The organism is Streptacidiphilus sp. MAP5-3 (assembly GCF_041262505.1).
GTDB lineage: Bacteria > Actinomycetota > Actinomycetes > Streptomycetales > Streptomycetaceae > Streptacidiphilus.
The window spans coordinates 99,595-112,459 of record NZ_JBGCCL010000002.1; the positions used below are offsets into that span (position 1 = coordinate 99,595).

At 72.0% G+C, this 12,865-nt stretch carries 15 protein-coding genes; 6 read left to right on the forward strand and 9 right to left on the reverse strand.

Annotated features, from left to right (window positions below):
* Nucleotides 1-10: 10 nt before the first annotated feature.
* Nucleotides 11-427 (reverse strand): DUF5997 family protein, encoded by a 417-nt coding sequence (locus ABH928_RS04095; RefSeq protein ID WP_370062080.1) that lies wholly within the window; start codon nucleotides 425-427, stop codon nucleotides 11-13.
* Between the two features lie 68 nt (nucleotides 428-495).
* Between ABH928_RS04095 and ABH928_RS04100 the strand changes: the two genes are divergently transcribed.
* Nucleotides 496-1,293 (forward strand): LysR family substrate-binding domain-containing protein, encoded by a 798-nt coding sequence (locus ABH928_RS04100; RefSeq protein ID WP_370062082.1) that lies wholly within the window; start codon nucleotides 496-498, stop codon nucleotides 1,291-1,293.
* A gap of 9 nt (nucleotides 1,294-1,302) precedes the next feature.
* Here ABH928_RS04100 and ABH928_RS04105 read toward each other — a convergent pair whose 3' ends face one another.
* The 4 genes from ABH928_RS04105 to ABH928_RS04120 all read right to left on the reverse strand — a co-directional run bounded on the left by ABH928_RS04105 (nucleotide 1,303) and on the right by ABH928_RS04120 (nucleotide 5,130).
* Entirely contained in the window at nucleotides 1,303-1,944 is a 642-nt protein-coding gene (locus ABH928_RS04105; protein ID WP_370062084.1) for a TetR/AcrR family transcriptional regulator, read from the reverse strand.
* A gap of 191 nt (nucleotides 1,945-2,135) precedes the next feature.
* On the reverse strand, nucleotides 2,136-2,780 hold the full coding sequence (locus ABH928_RS04110) for a DUF4157 domain-containing protein (protein ID WP_370062085.1): 645 nt from the start codon (nucleotides 2,778-2,780) through the stop codon (nucleotides 2,136-2,138).
* A 119-nt stretch (nucleotides 2,781-2,899) separates the two neighbouring features.
* Entirely contained in the window at nucleotides 2,900-4,141 is a 1,242-nt protein-coding gene (locus tag ABH928_RS04115) for a sensor histidine kinase (protein WP_370062086.1), read from the reverse strand.
* A gap of 89 nt (nucleotides 4,142-4,230) precedes the next feature.
* Complete coding sequence (locus ABH928_RS04120) at nucleotides 4,231-5,130, reverse strand: acyl-CoA thioesterase (protein WP_370062088.1); 900 nt, start codon at nucleotides 5,128-5,130, stop codon at nucleotides 4,231-4,233.
* A gap of 385 nt (nucleotides 5,131-5,515) precedes the next feature.
* Here ABH928_RS04120 and ABH928_RS04125 point away from each other — a divergent pair, with 385 nt between their 5' ends.
* The 3 genes from ABH928_RS04125 to ABH928_RS04135 all read left to right on the forward strand — a co-directional run bounded on the left by ABH928_RS04125 (nucleotide 5,516) and on the right by ABH928_RS04135 (nucleotide 8,016).
* A complete protein-coding gene (locus ABH928_RS04125; RefSeq protein ID WP_370062090.1) occupies nucleotides 5,516-6,031 on the forward strand; it encodes a universal stress protein in 516 nt (171 codons plus the stop codon).
* 249 nt (nucleotides 6,032-6,280) lie between these two features.
* Nucleotides 6,281-7,021 (forward strand): SDR family oxidoreductase, encoded by a 741-nt coding sequence (locus tag ABH928_RS04130; RefSeq protein WP_370062092.1) that lies wholly within the window; start codon nucleotides 6,281-6,283, stop codon nucleotides 7,019-7,021.
* Nucleotides 7,022-7,053: 32 nt separating this feature from the next.
* On the forward strand, nucleotides 7,054-8,016 hold the full coding sequence (locus ABH928_RS04135; RefSeq protein WP_370062094.1) for a sigma-70 family RNA polymerase sigma factor: 963 nt from the start codon (nucleotides 7,054-7,056) through the stop codon (nucleotides 8,014-8,016).
* A gap of 131 nt (nucleotides 8,017-8,147) precedes the next feature.
* On the opposite strand, the gene ABH928_RS04140 is transcribed toward ABH928_RS04135, so the two are convergent.
* On the reverse strand, nucleotides 8,148-8,627 hold the full coding sequence (locus ABH928_RS04140) for a pyridoxamine 5'-phosphate oxidase family protein (protein WP_370062096.1): 480 nt from the start codon (nucleotides 8,625-8,627) through the stop codon (nucleotides 8,148-8,150).
* A 147-nt stretch (nucleotides 8,628-8,774) separates the two neighbouring features.
* Here ABH928_RS04140 and ABH928_RS04145 point away from each other — a divergent pair, with 147 nt between their 5' ends.
* The gene (locus tag ABH928_RS04145) at nucleotides 8,775-9,587 is read left to right on the forward strand and encodes an enoyl-CoA hydratase/isomerase family protein (protein WP_370062098.1); all 813 of its coding nucleotides are present in this window, start codon (nucleotides 8,775-8,777) and stop codon (nucleotides 9,585-9,587) included.
* A gap of 75 nt (nucleotides 9,588-9,662) precedes the next feature.
* Nucleotides 9,663-10,448, forward strand: a complete 786-nt coding sequence (locus ABH928_RS04150) for a methyltransferase domain-containing protein (protein WP_370062100.1) — start codon at nucleotides 9,663-9,665, stop codon at nucleotides 10,446-10,448.
* Nucleotides 10,449-10,473: 25 nt separating this feature from the next.
* Here ABH928_RS04150 and ABH928_RS04155 read toward each other — a convergent pair whose 3' ends face one another.
* The 3 genes from ABH928_RS04155 to ABH928_RS04165 all read right to left on the reverse strand — a co-directional run bounded on the left by ABH928_RS04155 (nucleotide 10,474) and on the right by ABH928_RS04165 (nucleotide 12,797).
* A complete protein-coding gene (locus ABH928_RS04155) occupies nucleotides 10,474-10,695 on the reverse strand; it encodes a TrfB-related DNA-binding protein (RefSeq protein ID WP_370062102.1) in 222 nt (73 codons plus the stop codon).
* An 87-nt stretch (nucleotides 10,696-10,782) separates the two neighbouring features.
* Nucleotides 10,783-11,964 (reverse strand): MBL fold metallo-hydrolase, encoded by a 1,182-nt coding sequence (locus tag ABH928_RS04160; RefSeq protein WP_370062967.1) that lies wholly within the window; start codon nucleotides 11,962-11,964, stop codon nucleotides 10,783-10,785.
* Between the two features lie 380 nt (nucleotides 11,965-12,344).
* The gene (locus tag ABH928_RS04165; protein ID WP_370062104.1) at nucleotides 12,345-12,797 is read right to left on the reverse strand and encodes a MaoC family dehydratase; all 453 of its coding nucleotides are present in this window, start codon (nucleotides 12,795-12,797) and stop codon (nucleotides 12,345-12,347) included.
* Between the last annotated feature and the right edge of the window lie 68 nt (nucleotides 12,798-12,865).

Below are 12,865 nucleotides of genomic sequence, written 5' to 3' on the forward strand. Positions count from 1 at the left end.
AGGAAGAAGGTCAGTTCCCGCCCGCGCGGCGGGCGGCCTGCTCGCGCTCGGCCTGCTGCTTCTCCTTGATCCGCACGGCCTCCTTGCGGACCTCCAGCTGGTTGGCGCGCTCGTGCTGGAGCCAGAGCGGGTTCTCGGCCTTGAGGGCGTCGATCTCCTCGGTGGTCAGCGCCTCGGTCACCCCGCCGCGGGCCAGGCCGGAGATGGAGATGCCGAGCTTGGTCGCGATCACCGGACGCGGGTGCGGCCCGTTGCGGCGCAGGTCGGCCAGCCACTGCGGCGGGTTGGCCTGGAGCGCGTTCAGCTCGTCCCGGGAGACGACCCCCTCCTGGAACTCGGCGGGCGTGGCGGGCAGGTACACGCCGAGCTTCTTCGCCGCCGTGGCGGGCTTCATCGTCTGGGTCGTCGTGGGCTTGCTGTCAGTCATGGCACAAGGGTAGCGAGCGGAAAGCCTGCCTGATCACAGCCGGTGATCACAGCCGGTAACCTGGGCCCGTGACAGACTCGCCCGCAACCGCTCCCTTCCGGCTCGCCTACGTCCCGGGGGTGACGCCCGCCAAGTGGGTGCGCGTCTGGAACGAACGGGTTCCCGAGACCCCGATCGCCCTCCAGCTGGTCCCGGCGGGTGAGGGTGAGGCGACTCTCCACGGCGGCGGCGCGGACGCCGGGCTGGTTCGGCTGCCGGTGGACAAGACGCACCTCAGCGCGATCCCGCTCTACACGGAGACCACCGTCGTGGTCGTCCCCAAGGAGCACGAGCTGGCCGACGCGGAGGAGGTCTCCGTCGCGGAACTGGCCGAGGTGGTCGTGCTCCATCCGCTCGACGACGTCCTCGGCTGGGATGAGGGCACGCCCGGCGAGCCCGCGTTCGAGCGTCCGGCGACGACTGCGGACGCGGTGGACCTGGTCTCGGCGGGCATCGGCGTGCTGATCGTCCCTCAGTCCCTGGCCCGGCTGCACCACCGGCGCGACCTCACCTACCGGCCGCTGACGGACGCGCCGCAGTCGCAGATCGCGCTCTCCTGGCTGCAGGACCGGACGACCGACCTGGTCGAGGAGTTCATCGGCATCGTGCGCGGTCGCACGGTGAACAGCTCGCGCGGCCGCAGCCAGGCCGAGACGCCCGCCACAAAGGAGTCCAAGGCGACGGCGGCCAAGGCGACGGCGGCGAAGAAGAAGCAGCCGAAGTCCCAGCCGCAGAAGCAGTCCGGCCGTCCCCGTTCGGGCGGGGGCGGCGCTGCGGCCGGCGGCGCGCGGAAGCAGACGCCACGGCGCGGCAAGCCGCGCCGCTGAGGCCGCTGCTCACACCGCGACCGGCTCCGCCACGTACGGCGCGAGTACCAGCCGGATGACCTCCTCCAGCCGCGCGAACGCGTCGCCCAGCGTGGAGCGGCCGGTCACCCAGTCGACCAGTTCGCTGTGCCACGCCGCGTCGATGATGTGCGGAACGACGTTCCTCGCGGTCGGCGGCACCTCCGGCATCAGCGCGAGCAGCTTGGCTCGGCCGGAGTTGCCCATGGCCTCGACCACCTCGCTGGCGAAGGGGTCCGTGGACACGGCGACCGAGACCAGCAGCCGGGCCAGGTTGGGCTGTCGCTGCAGTGCCCGCATCCCGCGGTGCACGAAGCGCACCACCCGGTCCGACCCGCTGCCCCGCTCGGCCAGGGCCGCGGGCGAGCCCCGCACCTCGGTCGCCAGGTCGTCCATGAGCATCGCCCGCCAGTCCGACGCGGCGGCGGCCAGCAGGTGGTCCTTGGACGAGAAGTAGCGGTAGGTCGTCCCGAGCGCCACCCCGGAGCGTTCGCTTACCTGCTTCATCTGCAGCCGTTCGACCCCGCCTTCCGCGACCAGCGCGAGGGCGGCGTCGATCAGGTGTTTCCGGCGTTCCAGTTGGCGGGGAGACATGGTCTCGACCGGCCTGGGGGACAGGTCTACCTTGGACACCCGGCCATCCTACCGGGAACCGCGTTGCACGTGTATGACGCCTCATCAGCTGATCCGACCACCACCGACCTGCACAGACGGCAGTATCGGTGGAACAGCGTTCTCGCCCTGAGGACATCGGGCGCCGGGCCCTACGGCTTCTCCTTCTGCTACTCGAACTCGAAGCCCACGCGGCGCTGGACCGCTGCGCGCTAGAGGCCGCCGCCCTCGTGCTCCTCGCCGTCCGCCGCGCAGCGTTGGAGGCTCTCGCCGCGGGCGACCCGGGCTCCGACGTCGGAGGCCTCGCGCTCCCAGCGGTTGCCGGGATCGCTGAGGCCGGCGGGCGCGTCGTGCTGGGTGGTGTGGTGGATCTCGTGGGCCATCGTCTCGACGTCGCGCAGAACGCTCGCGTTCTGGACGACGATGTTGTTGCCGACGGTGTACGCCCTGGCGTTGATGCTCGCGGCGGCCTGCTCGTCGACCGAGACCCTGACGTGGTCGAGACTGGTGCCGAAGGCCTGCTCCATGGTCGTGCGCACGCCGTTCGGCAGCCGGCTGCCGCCACGCCCGGCCGTCCTCGCGGCCTCCTGCACGGCGTTGTCGTCCTGCACGGCGTTGTCGCCGTGGCCGGCGCCCTCCTGGTTCCGCTCGCGCCCGATCATCCGGGCGACGGCGGCGTTCCCGACCGCGCGTTGCAGGGCGCCCAGCGAGCCCGCCTGAAGCGGTCCGCCGCGCCCGGCGGCGGCCATGGCGGCACCGAAGGCCGGAAGCGTGCCGGGACTCCGAACGGGGCCGCGTGGCGTGGCCGAGTCGCGGTCGCTGCCGGCGTTCTGGTGGGGCTCCGTGGTGTGCCGCATGGAGGTATCCGTTCTGACGAGATCTCTGACATCGCCTCGGAATTCGACTCTGTCGCAGTAACTGCGGGGAAGCAAGGGCACGTTGGGCTGTAGTGCGCCAATTCGGGCGGCCCGAGGGCTCATCCGACCGCAGCTTGGGCCGTGTCCGCGGGCAGCGGCAGGCGGGCGGTGACCTGGAAGCCGCCGTCGGAGTGGGGGCCCGCGGTGAGGGTGCCGCCGAGGAGGGCGGTGCGTTCGCGCATGCCGGTGATGCCGAAGCCCGCGCCGACGCCGTTGGGGCTGTTGGGACTGTTCGGGGTGTTCAAGCCGGAGGTGCCGCGACCGGAGTCGAGGATCGTCAGCGTCAGGTCCTGTGCCCCGTAGGCGATGTCGACCGTGCAGCTCGGCGTGTCCGCGTGGCGGACGACGTTGGTCACCGCCTCCTGGACGATGCGATAGGCGGAGAGCTCGATGTCCGGCGGCAGCGGGCGTGCCTCGCCGACGCGGCGGAGCGTGACCCGGACGCCTGCCGCCGCCGTCGCCTCGGCGAGCCGGTCGAGGTCGGTGAGGGAGGGGGCGGGTGCGCTGAGGTCGGGGGATGACGCGGCCGTCGGGTCGGCGTCGGAGCGGCGCAGGGCGACGAGGGTGCGACGGAGTCCGGCCAGGGTCTCGCGGCTGGTGGTCTCGATGATGCTGAGCGCGGCCTGCGCCTCGGCGGGCTGGGTGTGGACCACCCGGCTCCCCATGCCTGCCTGGATGGCGATGATGCCGATGCTGTGCGCGACCATGTCGTGCAACTCGCGGGCGATCCGGAGCCGCTCGGCGGTGACCGCCTCGGCGACCGCCTGCGCGCGCGTCGCCTCCGCGTGCTCGCGGCGCTCCCGGGCCAGCAGGCCCATGGTGTAGGCGGTGGCGATTCCGAGGGCGACCAACACCTCGGTGCTGATGAAGGCGTCGGGCCCCCGCGAGAACGCGGCCACCATCAGCACCTGGACCACCAGACTCACGACCGCCGCCCAGACGCCCGTACTCCGGCGGCAGCGGCCCACGATGACGCCGAGCAGGATGTCCGGGACCACGAACAGCAGGAACACCAGCGGCGTCCGGTCCCGTCCGGGGATGGCCGCGATCATCAGGCAGACCAGGGGCAGCGTGACGCCGAGTGTCAGCACCGGACGCCGACGGGCCGCAGGGACCAGCAGGAACATGGTCAGCAGCGCGCCCAGGAACAGGGCGCCCCATTCCGCGCGGGCGGCGATGCCGTAGAGCAGTACCAGCATGGCAATCGGGTAGGCCACCAGGCCCAGCCATGTCGAGACGTGATCTCGCCGACGACTGTGGGCGGTGCTCTCGGCACGGGGCGGCGGGGCTGCGGTGTCCATGCGGCCGAGCGTAGGGGGAGGACCTCAACACCGCATCGACCTGCGGGATTACGCCCACGGGCGGATCGGACGCACGGCGAGGGGGCTGCTCACGGAGCGGGGTGCGGGCGCTCCCGGATCAGTGCCTCCTGGACGACGGACGCGACCAACTGTCCCTCGCGGGTGTAGAACTCGCCCTGGGCCAGCCCGCGACCGTCCGACGAGCTCGGGCTGCGTTGGGCGAAGAGCAGCCACTCGTCGGCGCGGAACGGGCGGTGGAACCACATCGCGTGGTCCAGCGAGGCCAGGCTGATGTGGGACGGCTCGGTGCGCTCGGCGCGCGGGAGTTGGAGGTGGAGCGCCGCCGTCGAGGCCAGCGTCAGATCGGAGAGGTAGGCCAGCGCGCAGACGTGCATCAGCGGCTCGTCGGCGGGCAGCTTCTGCGCCGACTTCAGCCAGACGAACTGCTGCGCGACGCCCGGCAACTCCTGCGGCTGTCCGGGCAGGTCGCGCGGGACGATGCGCATGTCCAGGGTGAGCCGGCCGGTGGACCCCCAGTAGTTCTCCGGGCCGCCCGCCGCCCAGGCGGCGTACGGGTCCGGCAGGTTCTCCGGGCCGGGGAGGTTCGGCATGACCGCCTGCCGGTCGGGGCTCTCCTCGGGGCGCTTGAAGGACGCGGACAGGGTGAAGACCGCCTCGCCGCGCTGGATCGCGGTGACCCGGCGGGTGGAGTAGGAGCCGCCGTCGCGCAGCGCGTCGACCTCGTAGACCAGCGGGCGGCGCGGATCGCCGGGTCTCATGAAGTAGCCGTGCAGCGAGTGCACCTGGCGTCCCTCGGCCACCGTCCGCCCGGCGGCGACCAGCGCCTGGGCGGCCACCTGCCCGCCGAAGGCGCGCAACGGCGCGCCCGCATGACACCAGCCCCGGAACAGGCCCTTGTCGATCTCGTCGAGGCTGAGCAGGTCGACGAAGCTGGTGATGGCGGTGGGCTGGGGCGTTGCGGCGGTCACCGGTACATCGTTTCAGACGCCAACCACCGTGTGCCTGTGACATGTGCGACATTGCCTGCGGCCAGGAGCTGGAGCCTGGTTCAAGGGAGCTTTGCCGTGCTGGGGACTCGGATCGAGTGCCCGCCTGCGGTCCCGTGGGGATCGTTGCGGAACGTGTGATGACGCGGCCCGGGGCAGACGGCGTGGTCAATAGGGCGTCAAGGCAAGCCACCCGGACATCAGGGAAGCGTCAAGGGATTTCGCAGGCAATCTCCCATGGTGTCCAATGAATCCAAGAGAGATCACTCCGATAGCCAGGAACGTCGATAGCTTTTGGGGATTCTCGCCAACGAATGCCAATCCGACCCGTACCGGTCGGCAGTGTCAGCGAAAGAAGCGAAGCATCATGGCCCAGAACCGCGTCGTCGTGGGCGTCAACGGATCCGAGAGCAGCCTGGCCGCGCTGCACCGCGCCGCCGATGAGGCGCGCCGCCGGGGCGCCGTCCTGGTGCCGGTGCTGGTCTGGCACCCGGTCGGCGGCGAGATGGCCTACCGCAGCCACCCGTGTCCGCCGCTGCTGAAGCAGTGGGAGCAGGCCGCCTGCGACCGCCTCGACGCCGCCTTCGACCAGGCCTTCGGCGGTTGCCCGGCCGACCTGAAGGTCGAACCCCTGGTCGTCCGAGCCGAGCGGCCCGGTCCAGCCCTGGTGGAGATCGCCGACCGGCCCAGCGACCTGCTCGTGGTCAGCACGGGCAAGCAGGGCCGACTGGCCCGCCTGTTCCACGGCTCCGTCAGCCGCTACTGCCTGGCCCACGCGCGAGGTTCCGTCCTCGGCGTGTCCCCGACCGCCACGACGGAACCGACGCGCCCGGCCCAGGGCAGTGAGCCGTCGCGCCGCGCCACCTTGTCGACGGCTGCCTGACCCGGCCCCGAGCATGTGCTCGCCGTGGACCAGGCGGGGCTCCCGTCGCCTGGGGCGCAGGGAGCTGTACCACCGAGCGCAGGCTGAACCTCGTCAGGTTTCGAAGCGGTGGGCGTCCAGCGCCGGAGACCTGTGTCCGGGTGAGCTGAGCACTCCGCCGGAGGAATGCGGGAGCGGGCGACGGATTTTCGGGTTGCGGCTGGTCTGGATATCAATCGATCCGACCAGTCCAGTCGCCAGGAGAATCCGATGTCCGCTCCCCTTCAGACCGCACTCGTCACCGGCGCGAGCCGCGGCTTCGGCCGCGCCATCGCCGCCGCACTCGTCGCGGGCGGAGCCCGCGTCCTCGGGGTCGCCCGGAACGAGACCGAGCTCGCCACCGTGCGCGACGAGCTCGGCGCCAACTTCGTACCTGTCGTCGGCGACGCCACCAACGACGCGCTCGCCCACCGGATCCTGGGCGAGTACCGCCCCGACCTGCTCGTGCTCAACGCCGGCGCGGCGCCGCATCTCGGGGCCCTGCACGAGCAGACCTGGGAGACCTTCAACACCAACTGGAACGTCGACACCCGGCAGGCCTTCGCCTGGACCCGCGCCGCGCTGCGGGCGCCGCTGGCGCCCGGCAGCGTCGTGGTGGAGATGTCCAGTGGCGCCGCGCTCAAGGGCTCCCCGCTGAGCGGCGGTTACGCGGCCGCCAAGGCGGCGATCCGGTACATCAGCGGCTACGCCGCGGACGAGTCGGCGCGGGCCGGGCTCGGGATCCGGTTCGTCGCACTCCTGCCGCAGCTGACGCCGACGGGGATCGGGTCGGACGGGGTCGACGGGTACGCCGCGCGGGCGGGCGTCGACCGGGAGACGTTCGTGAAGGGCCTGGAGCCGATCCTGACGCCGGAGCTGGTCGGGAAGGCGGTCCTCCAGGTCGCGACGGATCCGGACAGCTCGGCCGAGTACGCGGTCAGCGGAGCGGGGCTGCGCCCGCTCGACCGATAGCGCCCCGCCGGACCGGCCCTAGAGTGGACGTCATGGTCTCGGACCTCCAGTTCGCCGCGCTGACCGAGCCGTTCCGGCCGGAGCTGCTCGCGCACTGCTACCGGATGCTCGGCTCGATCCACGACGCCGAGGACCTGGTGCAGGAGACGTATCTGCGGGCGTGGCGCGGCTTCGACCGGTTCGAGGGCCGCTCCTCCGTCCGGCGCTGGCTGTACAAGATCGCCACGATGGCCTGCCTGACCGCGCTGGAGACGCGCACCCGACGCCCGCTCCCGTCCGGGCTCGGCGCGCCGGAGGACGACCACCGGGTCGCGGTCGCGGACCGGGAGCCGAGCGTGCCGTGGCTGGAGCCGGCGCCGGACAGCCTGCTGGGCGGAGGCGGTGACGACCCGGCGGCGGTCGTCGCCGCACGCAGCGGCGTGCGCCTGGCGTTCATCGCCGCGCTCCAGTTCCTCTCGGCGCGCCAGCGGGCGGTGCTGACGCTGCGTGACGTGCTGGCGTTCCGGACCGCCGAGGTCGCCGAGATGCTCGACACGAGCGTCGCGGCCGTCGACAGCGCGCTGCGACGCGCCCGCGCGACGCTCGCCGACGCCGGGCCTGTCGCCGACGACCTCGCCGAACCGGACGAGCCGGCGAGGCGCTCCCTGCTCGACGACTACGTGGACGCCTTCACCCGGGCCGACGCCGACGCGCTGGTGCGGTTGCTTCGCGCCGACGTCGAGTTGGAGATGCCGCCGATCCCGACCTGGTTCACCGGCCGCGTGGCCGTCACCGGCTTCCTGTCCGCGCGCGTCCTGCGGCCGGGCCTGTGGCGGATGTACCCGACCCGCGCCAACGGCCAGCCGGCCGTCGTCATCCGCAAACGCGACGAGGACGGGGCCTACCAGCCCTACGGGGTCCAGGTCCTGACCCTGATCGGCGCCCGGGTCGCACGCATCACATCCTTCAACGACCCGAGCCTGGTCCCACTCTTCAGCGCGGCCCGTGCTGTCTAGGGGCGCGGGGCGCGAGGCTCTGCTTGAGGCTCGCACCGGCTTTTCTGGTCTTCACCCGGGCCGCGGGACGAGTGCCGCTCACGGCTCGACACAGCGACAGCAGGGCTGCGAGGAGGGATGGTCGGGCGGCTTCAGCGCGCGAAGTTGCCGCCGAGTTTGCGGAAGTCCCAGGAGGTGAGTGTCTCGGGCGTGAGCCGGAGCCAGGCGTGGCGGCCGTCGTGGAACATGGTCGCACCGAAGCCGTACTTGACCGCGAAGACCTTCTCCACCGCTTCCAATTCCGGCACCGGCGCGCCCGTGCCGGTGCGCGGTGCCTCGCCGACGCGTTCCACCCGGCCGGTGAGCTCGACGCCGCGCAGGTCGCCGTACTCCTCGCCGGTGTCGACGACGACGGCGATGCGTGGGTCACCCGCAAGTTCGGCCCAGCGGCGGCTGCGGGTGATCGAGTAGAGCCAGAGGCAGCCGCCGTCCCAGGCGAACCAGAGCGGGGTGGCGTGCGGGCGGCCGTCCACGGCGACGGTGGCGACCCGGCAGACGCGCTGCTCGGCGAGGAAGGCGTCGCGCTCCTCCGGGGACATCATGATGCGGCGTCCGTGTCGCTGGTCACGCATGCTGCGGCCCTTCCGTCCGTGCCTACAGGTGCGGGATGGTGGTGGTTGACGGTGCGTCAGACAGCAAGTAGAACCTGTTCTCGTTGAATGCGCCAGATCCTTCGAAGGCGCGGATTCCGACCACGACCGCGACCCGGGAGGCCGTGCATGGGACGCTTCGAGACGCTGGGATACGACCTCGGCACGGACGGTGTCGCCTGGGTGACCCTGGACCGGCCGGAGGTCCACAACGCCTTCGACGCCCGCATGCTCCGCGAACTGCGCACCCTGTGGCGCGAACTGCGCGAGGACGACGCGGTCCGGGTGGTCGTGCTGACCGGCGCGGGCGACCGCGCCTTCTGTACCGGCGTCGACCGCGGGGCGCTCGGCGACCCGGAACTCGCCATCGGACAACGCGGCGCGACGCCGCTGCACTTCGACGACCCCGGCGACTGGATCAGCCCGAAGACCGCGGGCGACCTGTGGAAGCCGGTCATCGCCGCCGTGAACGGCATGGCCTGCGGTGGCGCGTTCTACCTCCTCGGCCAAGTGGAGTTCATCATCGCCGCCGAGCACGCCACGTTCTTCGACCCGCACACCAGCTACGGCATGGCCTCCGTCTTCGAGTCGATGGCCATGCTGCAGCGCATGCCGCTCGGCGAGGTGATGCGGATGCAGCTGACCGGCAGTCACGAACGGCTCTCGGCACGGCGGGCGTACGAGATCGGGTTGGTGCAGGAGATCGTGCCGGGCGAGCGGCTGCGTGAGGCGGCGGCGCGCGTCGCGGCGGCGATCGCCTCGCAGCCGCCGCTCGCGGTCCAGGCGACGGTGCGGGCGGTCTGGTACGCGCAGGAGTTGGGGTACCGGCAGGCGCTGGAGGTGGCGAAGACGCTGATCCATGTCGGTAACGACCCGGCGTCACTGGCCGAGGGCCAGGCGGCGTTCGCCTCCGGCGCGCGGCTGCCGTGGCGACTGCGGTGACGGCTGCGCTGACGGATGCTTCTGCTGCCGCCGGACCCTGGTGAACGGTGGTACGCGGGACGTAGGTTGGCGATCATGACGGAGGAGTTCTCGTGGGAGACCGAAGCCGCCCGCTATGACGAGTCGCGTGGCGGGGAGGCGCGTGCGGAGTCGGCCGCGGCCGGGTTGGAGGCACTGCTGCCGGACGACGTGCGGCTGCTCGCGGACGTCGGCGGCGGGACAGGGATCATCGGCCGACGGCTGCGCAGGGACGGCCGGGACGGGCGCGGTAGCCGCGACGTGGTGGTCGTCGACCTGACGCACAACATGCTCGCCCAGGCCGCGCGGCGACTCCCCGGCGGCCGGGCGGTGCGCGCCTGCGCCGACCGCCTGCCTTTCGCGGACGGGACGTTGGACGCGGTCACCTGCGTCTGGCTGCTCCATCTGGTGCCCGACAGCGGCCCGTTGATCGCCGAGTTCGCCCGGGTGCTGCGGCCGGGCGGAGTGTTGGCGACCACGGTCGACAAGGACGCGTGCCACAACGTCGGCAGTGACATCGACGAGGTGCTCGGCGACCTTCGGCCGCATGTCGACAACGCCGTCGGTCGCGCCGAGCCGGACGCGCGGCACCGCGTCGTCTCCTTCGGTGCGGCGGTGGGCCTTGCGCCCGTGGGGGAGTCGTCCTTCGTTTCCCCGGGGCGCGGCCCGTCCCCGGCGGCGGTCGTGGACCTCATCCGCCGGGATCGGTACCAGTTCTGGGCGCGGCGTCTCGGTGCCGGGGACCGTGACACGATCCTCGACGGGCTGGCCGCCCTTCCCGACCAGGACCGCAGGCGTCCGGACCCGACGTTCCGGCTGCTCGCGCTGTGCAAGGCCGCCTGACCGATGTCGGGACCGGGTGTTCCGGCTAGACGGCTGCCATCATCTTCTGGATCGCCTGGCGGCTGACGCCCAACTCCCGGGCCACGTCGGCCTGGGAGAAGCCCTCGGCGAGGAGCCGGTCGATCAGCTTGCGCCGCTCGCGGCTCAACCGCAGGGCCTCGCTGTGGTGCTCGACGGCCTTGGCCCGAACCTGCTTGAGCTCTTCGAAGAGGTCCGCATGCGCTGCGGACTCGATCTGCTTCACCATGCGTCCAGTATGACAACCCCTGGTTGTCAGTGTCAACCAGGGGTTGTCAGGCCTGGCATGGTTGCGGGCCATGGCATGGGTTGCCGGTCAGACCGTGGGCGCGCCGACCTGGGTGTCGTCGTCCGGGTCGCGGTCCTCTGTCCGGTCCAGGACCTCGGTCTCCGCCGTCGGGTCGACCGTTCCGGCGGCGAGGGTACCGTCGTCCGCGCCCGAGGCGGCGACCGCTCGCCACCACGGGCGCTGCGGCAGTGGCTCGCCGGGCTCGAAGGGCTCGCCGGGACGTGGGGTGGCCAGCGGGACGTCGTGGGCGATCGCGGCGGCCAGGGTGCGCTCGGCCGGCTCCTCCCAGCTGTGCGGGGCCAGGTCGAAGGTGCACCAGTGGATCGGCAGCAGGACGCCGCCGCCCAGGTCGAGGTGGGCGCGGACGCCCTCCTCGGGCGTCATGTGGACCTGCGGCCAGAACTCGCCGTACGCGCCGACCTGGATCATCGCCGCGTCGAACGGCCCGTGCTGTGCGCCGATCCCGGCGAGGCCGGGGAAGTAGCCGGTGTCGCCGCTGTGGAAGACGCGGTGCTCGCCGCCGGCGACCACCCAGGACGCCCACAGGTGCAGCGGGCTGGGGCGCGGCCCGCGCGAGCAGTAGTGCCGGGCCGGCGTCGCGGTCAGCGTCAGCCCGGCGACCTCGGCGGACTCGTGCCAGTCCAGCTCCACGATCCGGTCCGCGGGGACGCCCCAGAACTCCAGGTGCGCGCCGACGCCCAGCGGCGCGGCGAAGACCGCGTCCGATCCGGCCAGCATCCGCACGGTGGGCATGTCGAGGTGGTCGTAGTGGTCGTGGGAGATCACCACGACGTCGACGGCGCCGAGCTCGGCCGGCGGGATCGGGTTCGGGTGCAGGCGACGCGGTCCGATGCCGGGGACGGGTGCGCAGCGCTCGCCGAAGACGGGGTCGAACAGGACGCGCCTGCCGCCGATCTCCGCCAGCACGCCCGCGTGGCCCAGCCAGGTCAGCCGCAGGCCGGTGACGGGTGGCACGGCCAGCTGCTCGGCGGTCAGCCGGTGCACGGGGATGGCCTGCGCCGGGCGGCGTCGGGCGCGGTTCTGCGTCATGGCCGCGCGGATGTTGTTGAAGCCCGAGCCGGGCAGCAGACGATCGGTGGGGACCGGGTTGCGGAAGGCACCGTCGACGAAGTTCGGCGAGCGCATGATCCGGGCCAGCCGTTCGCCGGTCGGTTCGGCGCCGAAGCCCTCCGGGCGGACCCGTCTGATCAGCGAGACCGAGAGCGAGCCGAGCGTGGACCGGTCGGTCGCTGAGATGGACCGGTCGGTCGGTGAAGCGGTGGACTCGGGACGGGCGGGACCGGGCACGGCACCTCCAGGCGACGCGCGAGGGACGCGCGATCCCTCTGGGCGATCTTTCGGGTCGATACGTCGGACGATCTGCAGTCTGCGCCTCGTTGCTACTCGAAGCTCACTCGAACGTCGAGTGGACGCCCGATGTGACGTCTGACTCGGCGGTCGCAGCAACGTGCGAAGCAAACGTTCGCGGCGCCTTACGCAGCGTACCCGGATGATCGCCCGCGTACCGGGGACGATCATCCGGACCCGGTGCCCGGTCCCGGCGGGGTCACCGCCGGGTTGCCCGTCCGTCAGGCGTAGAAACGGGTGATGGTGTCCGCGACACAGTGCGGCTTGCCGCCGTCCTTGCCGCTGATCGTGAAGCGGACCACGGCCTGGAGCCCGCCGGTGACCTCGGTCGCGGAGACCAGTTCGGCGGTCGCCCGAACGGACGAGCCCACCGGGACCGGGGCCGGGAAGCGGACCTTGTCCGAGCCGTAGTTCACGGCCATCCGGATGCCCTCGACGCCGTAGCACTCCTTCGCCAGCACGGGGATCAGGGAGAGCGTCAGGTAGCCGTGCGCGATCGTGGTCCCGAACGGCCCGTCCTTGGCGCGCTCCGGGTCGACGTGGATCCACTGGTGGTCGCCGGTGGCCTCGGCGAACAGGTCGACCCGCTTCTGGTCGACGACGTGCCATTCGCTGGTGCCGAGTTCGGTGCCGACGGCTGCGGCGAGGTCTGCGAGGGACGCGAAGATGGTCATGGAACCGGAGCGTAGCCCTCGGTCACGGCCACCTGAATGTGGCGCAGCTCACATGCGCGGGCGGCACG

Coding starts and splice junctions, on each gene's coding strand:
- ABH928_RS04095 (WP_370062080.1), bottom strand. CDS start 427: ATGACTGACAGCAAGCCCACGACGACCCAGACGATGAAGCCCGCCACG.
- ABH928_RS04110 (WP_370062085.1), bottom strand. CDS start 2,780: ATGCGGCACACCACGGAGCCCCACCAGAACGCCGGCAGCGACCGCGAC.
- ABH928_RS04115 (WP_370062086.1), bottom strand. CDS start 4,141: ATGGACACCGCAGCCCCGCCGCCCCGTGCCGAGAGCACCGCCCACAGT.
- ABH928_RS04125 (WP_370062090.1), top strand. CDS start 5,516: ATGGCCCAGAACCGCGTCGTCGTGGGCGTCAACGGATCCGAGAGCAGC.
- ABH928_RS04130 (WP_370062092.1), top strand. CDS start 6,281: ATGTCCGCTCCCCTTCAGACCGCACTCGTCACCGGCGCGAGCCGCGGC.
- ABH928_RS04135 (WP_370062094.1), top strand. CDS start 7,054: ATGGTCTCGGACCTCCAGTTCGCCGCGCTGACCGAGCCGTTCCGGCCG.
- ABH928_RS04140 (WP_370062096.1), bottom strand. CDS start 8,627: ATGCGTGACCAGCGACACGGACGCCGCATCATGATGTCCCCGGAGGAG.
- ABH928_RS04145 (WP_370062098.1), top strand. CDS start 8,775: ATGGGACGCTTCGAGACGCTGGGATACGACCTCGGCACGGACGGTGTC.
- ABH928_RS04150 (WP_370062100.1), top strand. CDS start 9,663: ATGACGGAGGAGTTCTCGTGGGAGACCGAAGCCGCCCGCTATGACGAG.
- ABH928_RS04155 (WP_370062102.1), bottom strand. CDS start 10,695: ATGGTGAAGCAGATCGAGTCCGCAGCGCATGCGGACCTCTTCGAAGAG.
- ABH928_RS04165 (WP_370062104.1), bottom strand. CDS start 12,797: ATGACCATCTTCGCGTCCCTCGCAGACCTCGCCGCAGCCGTCGGCACC.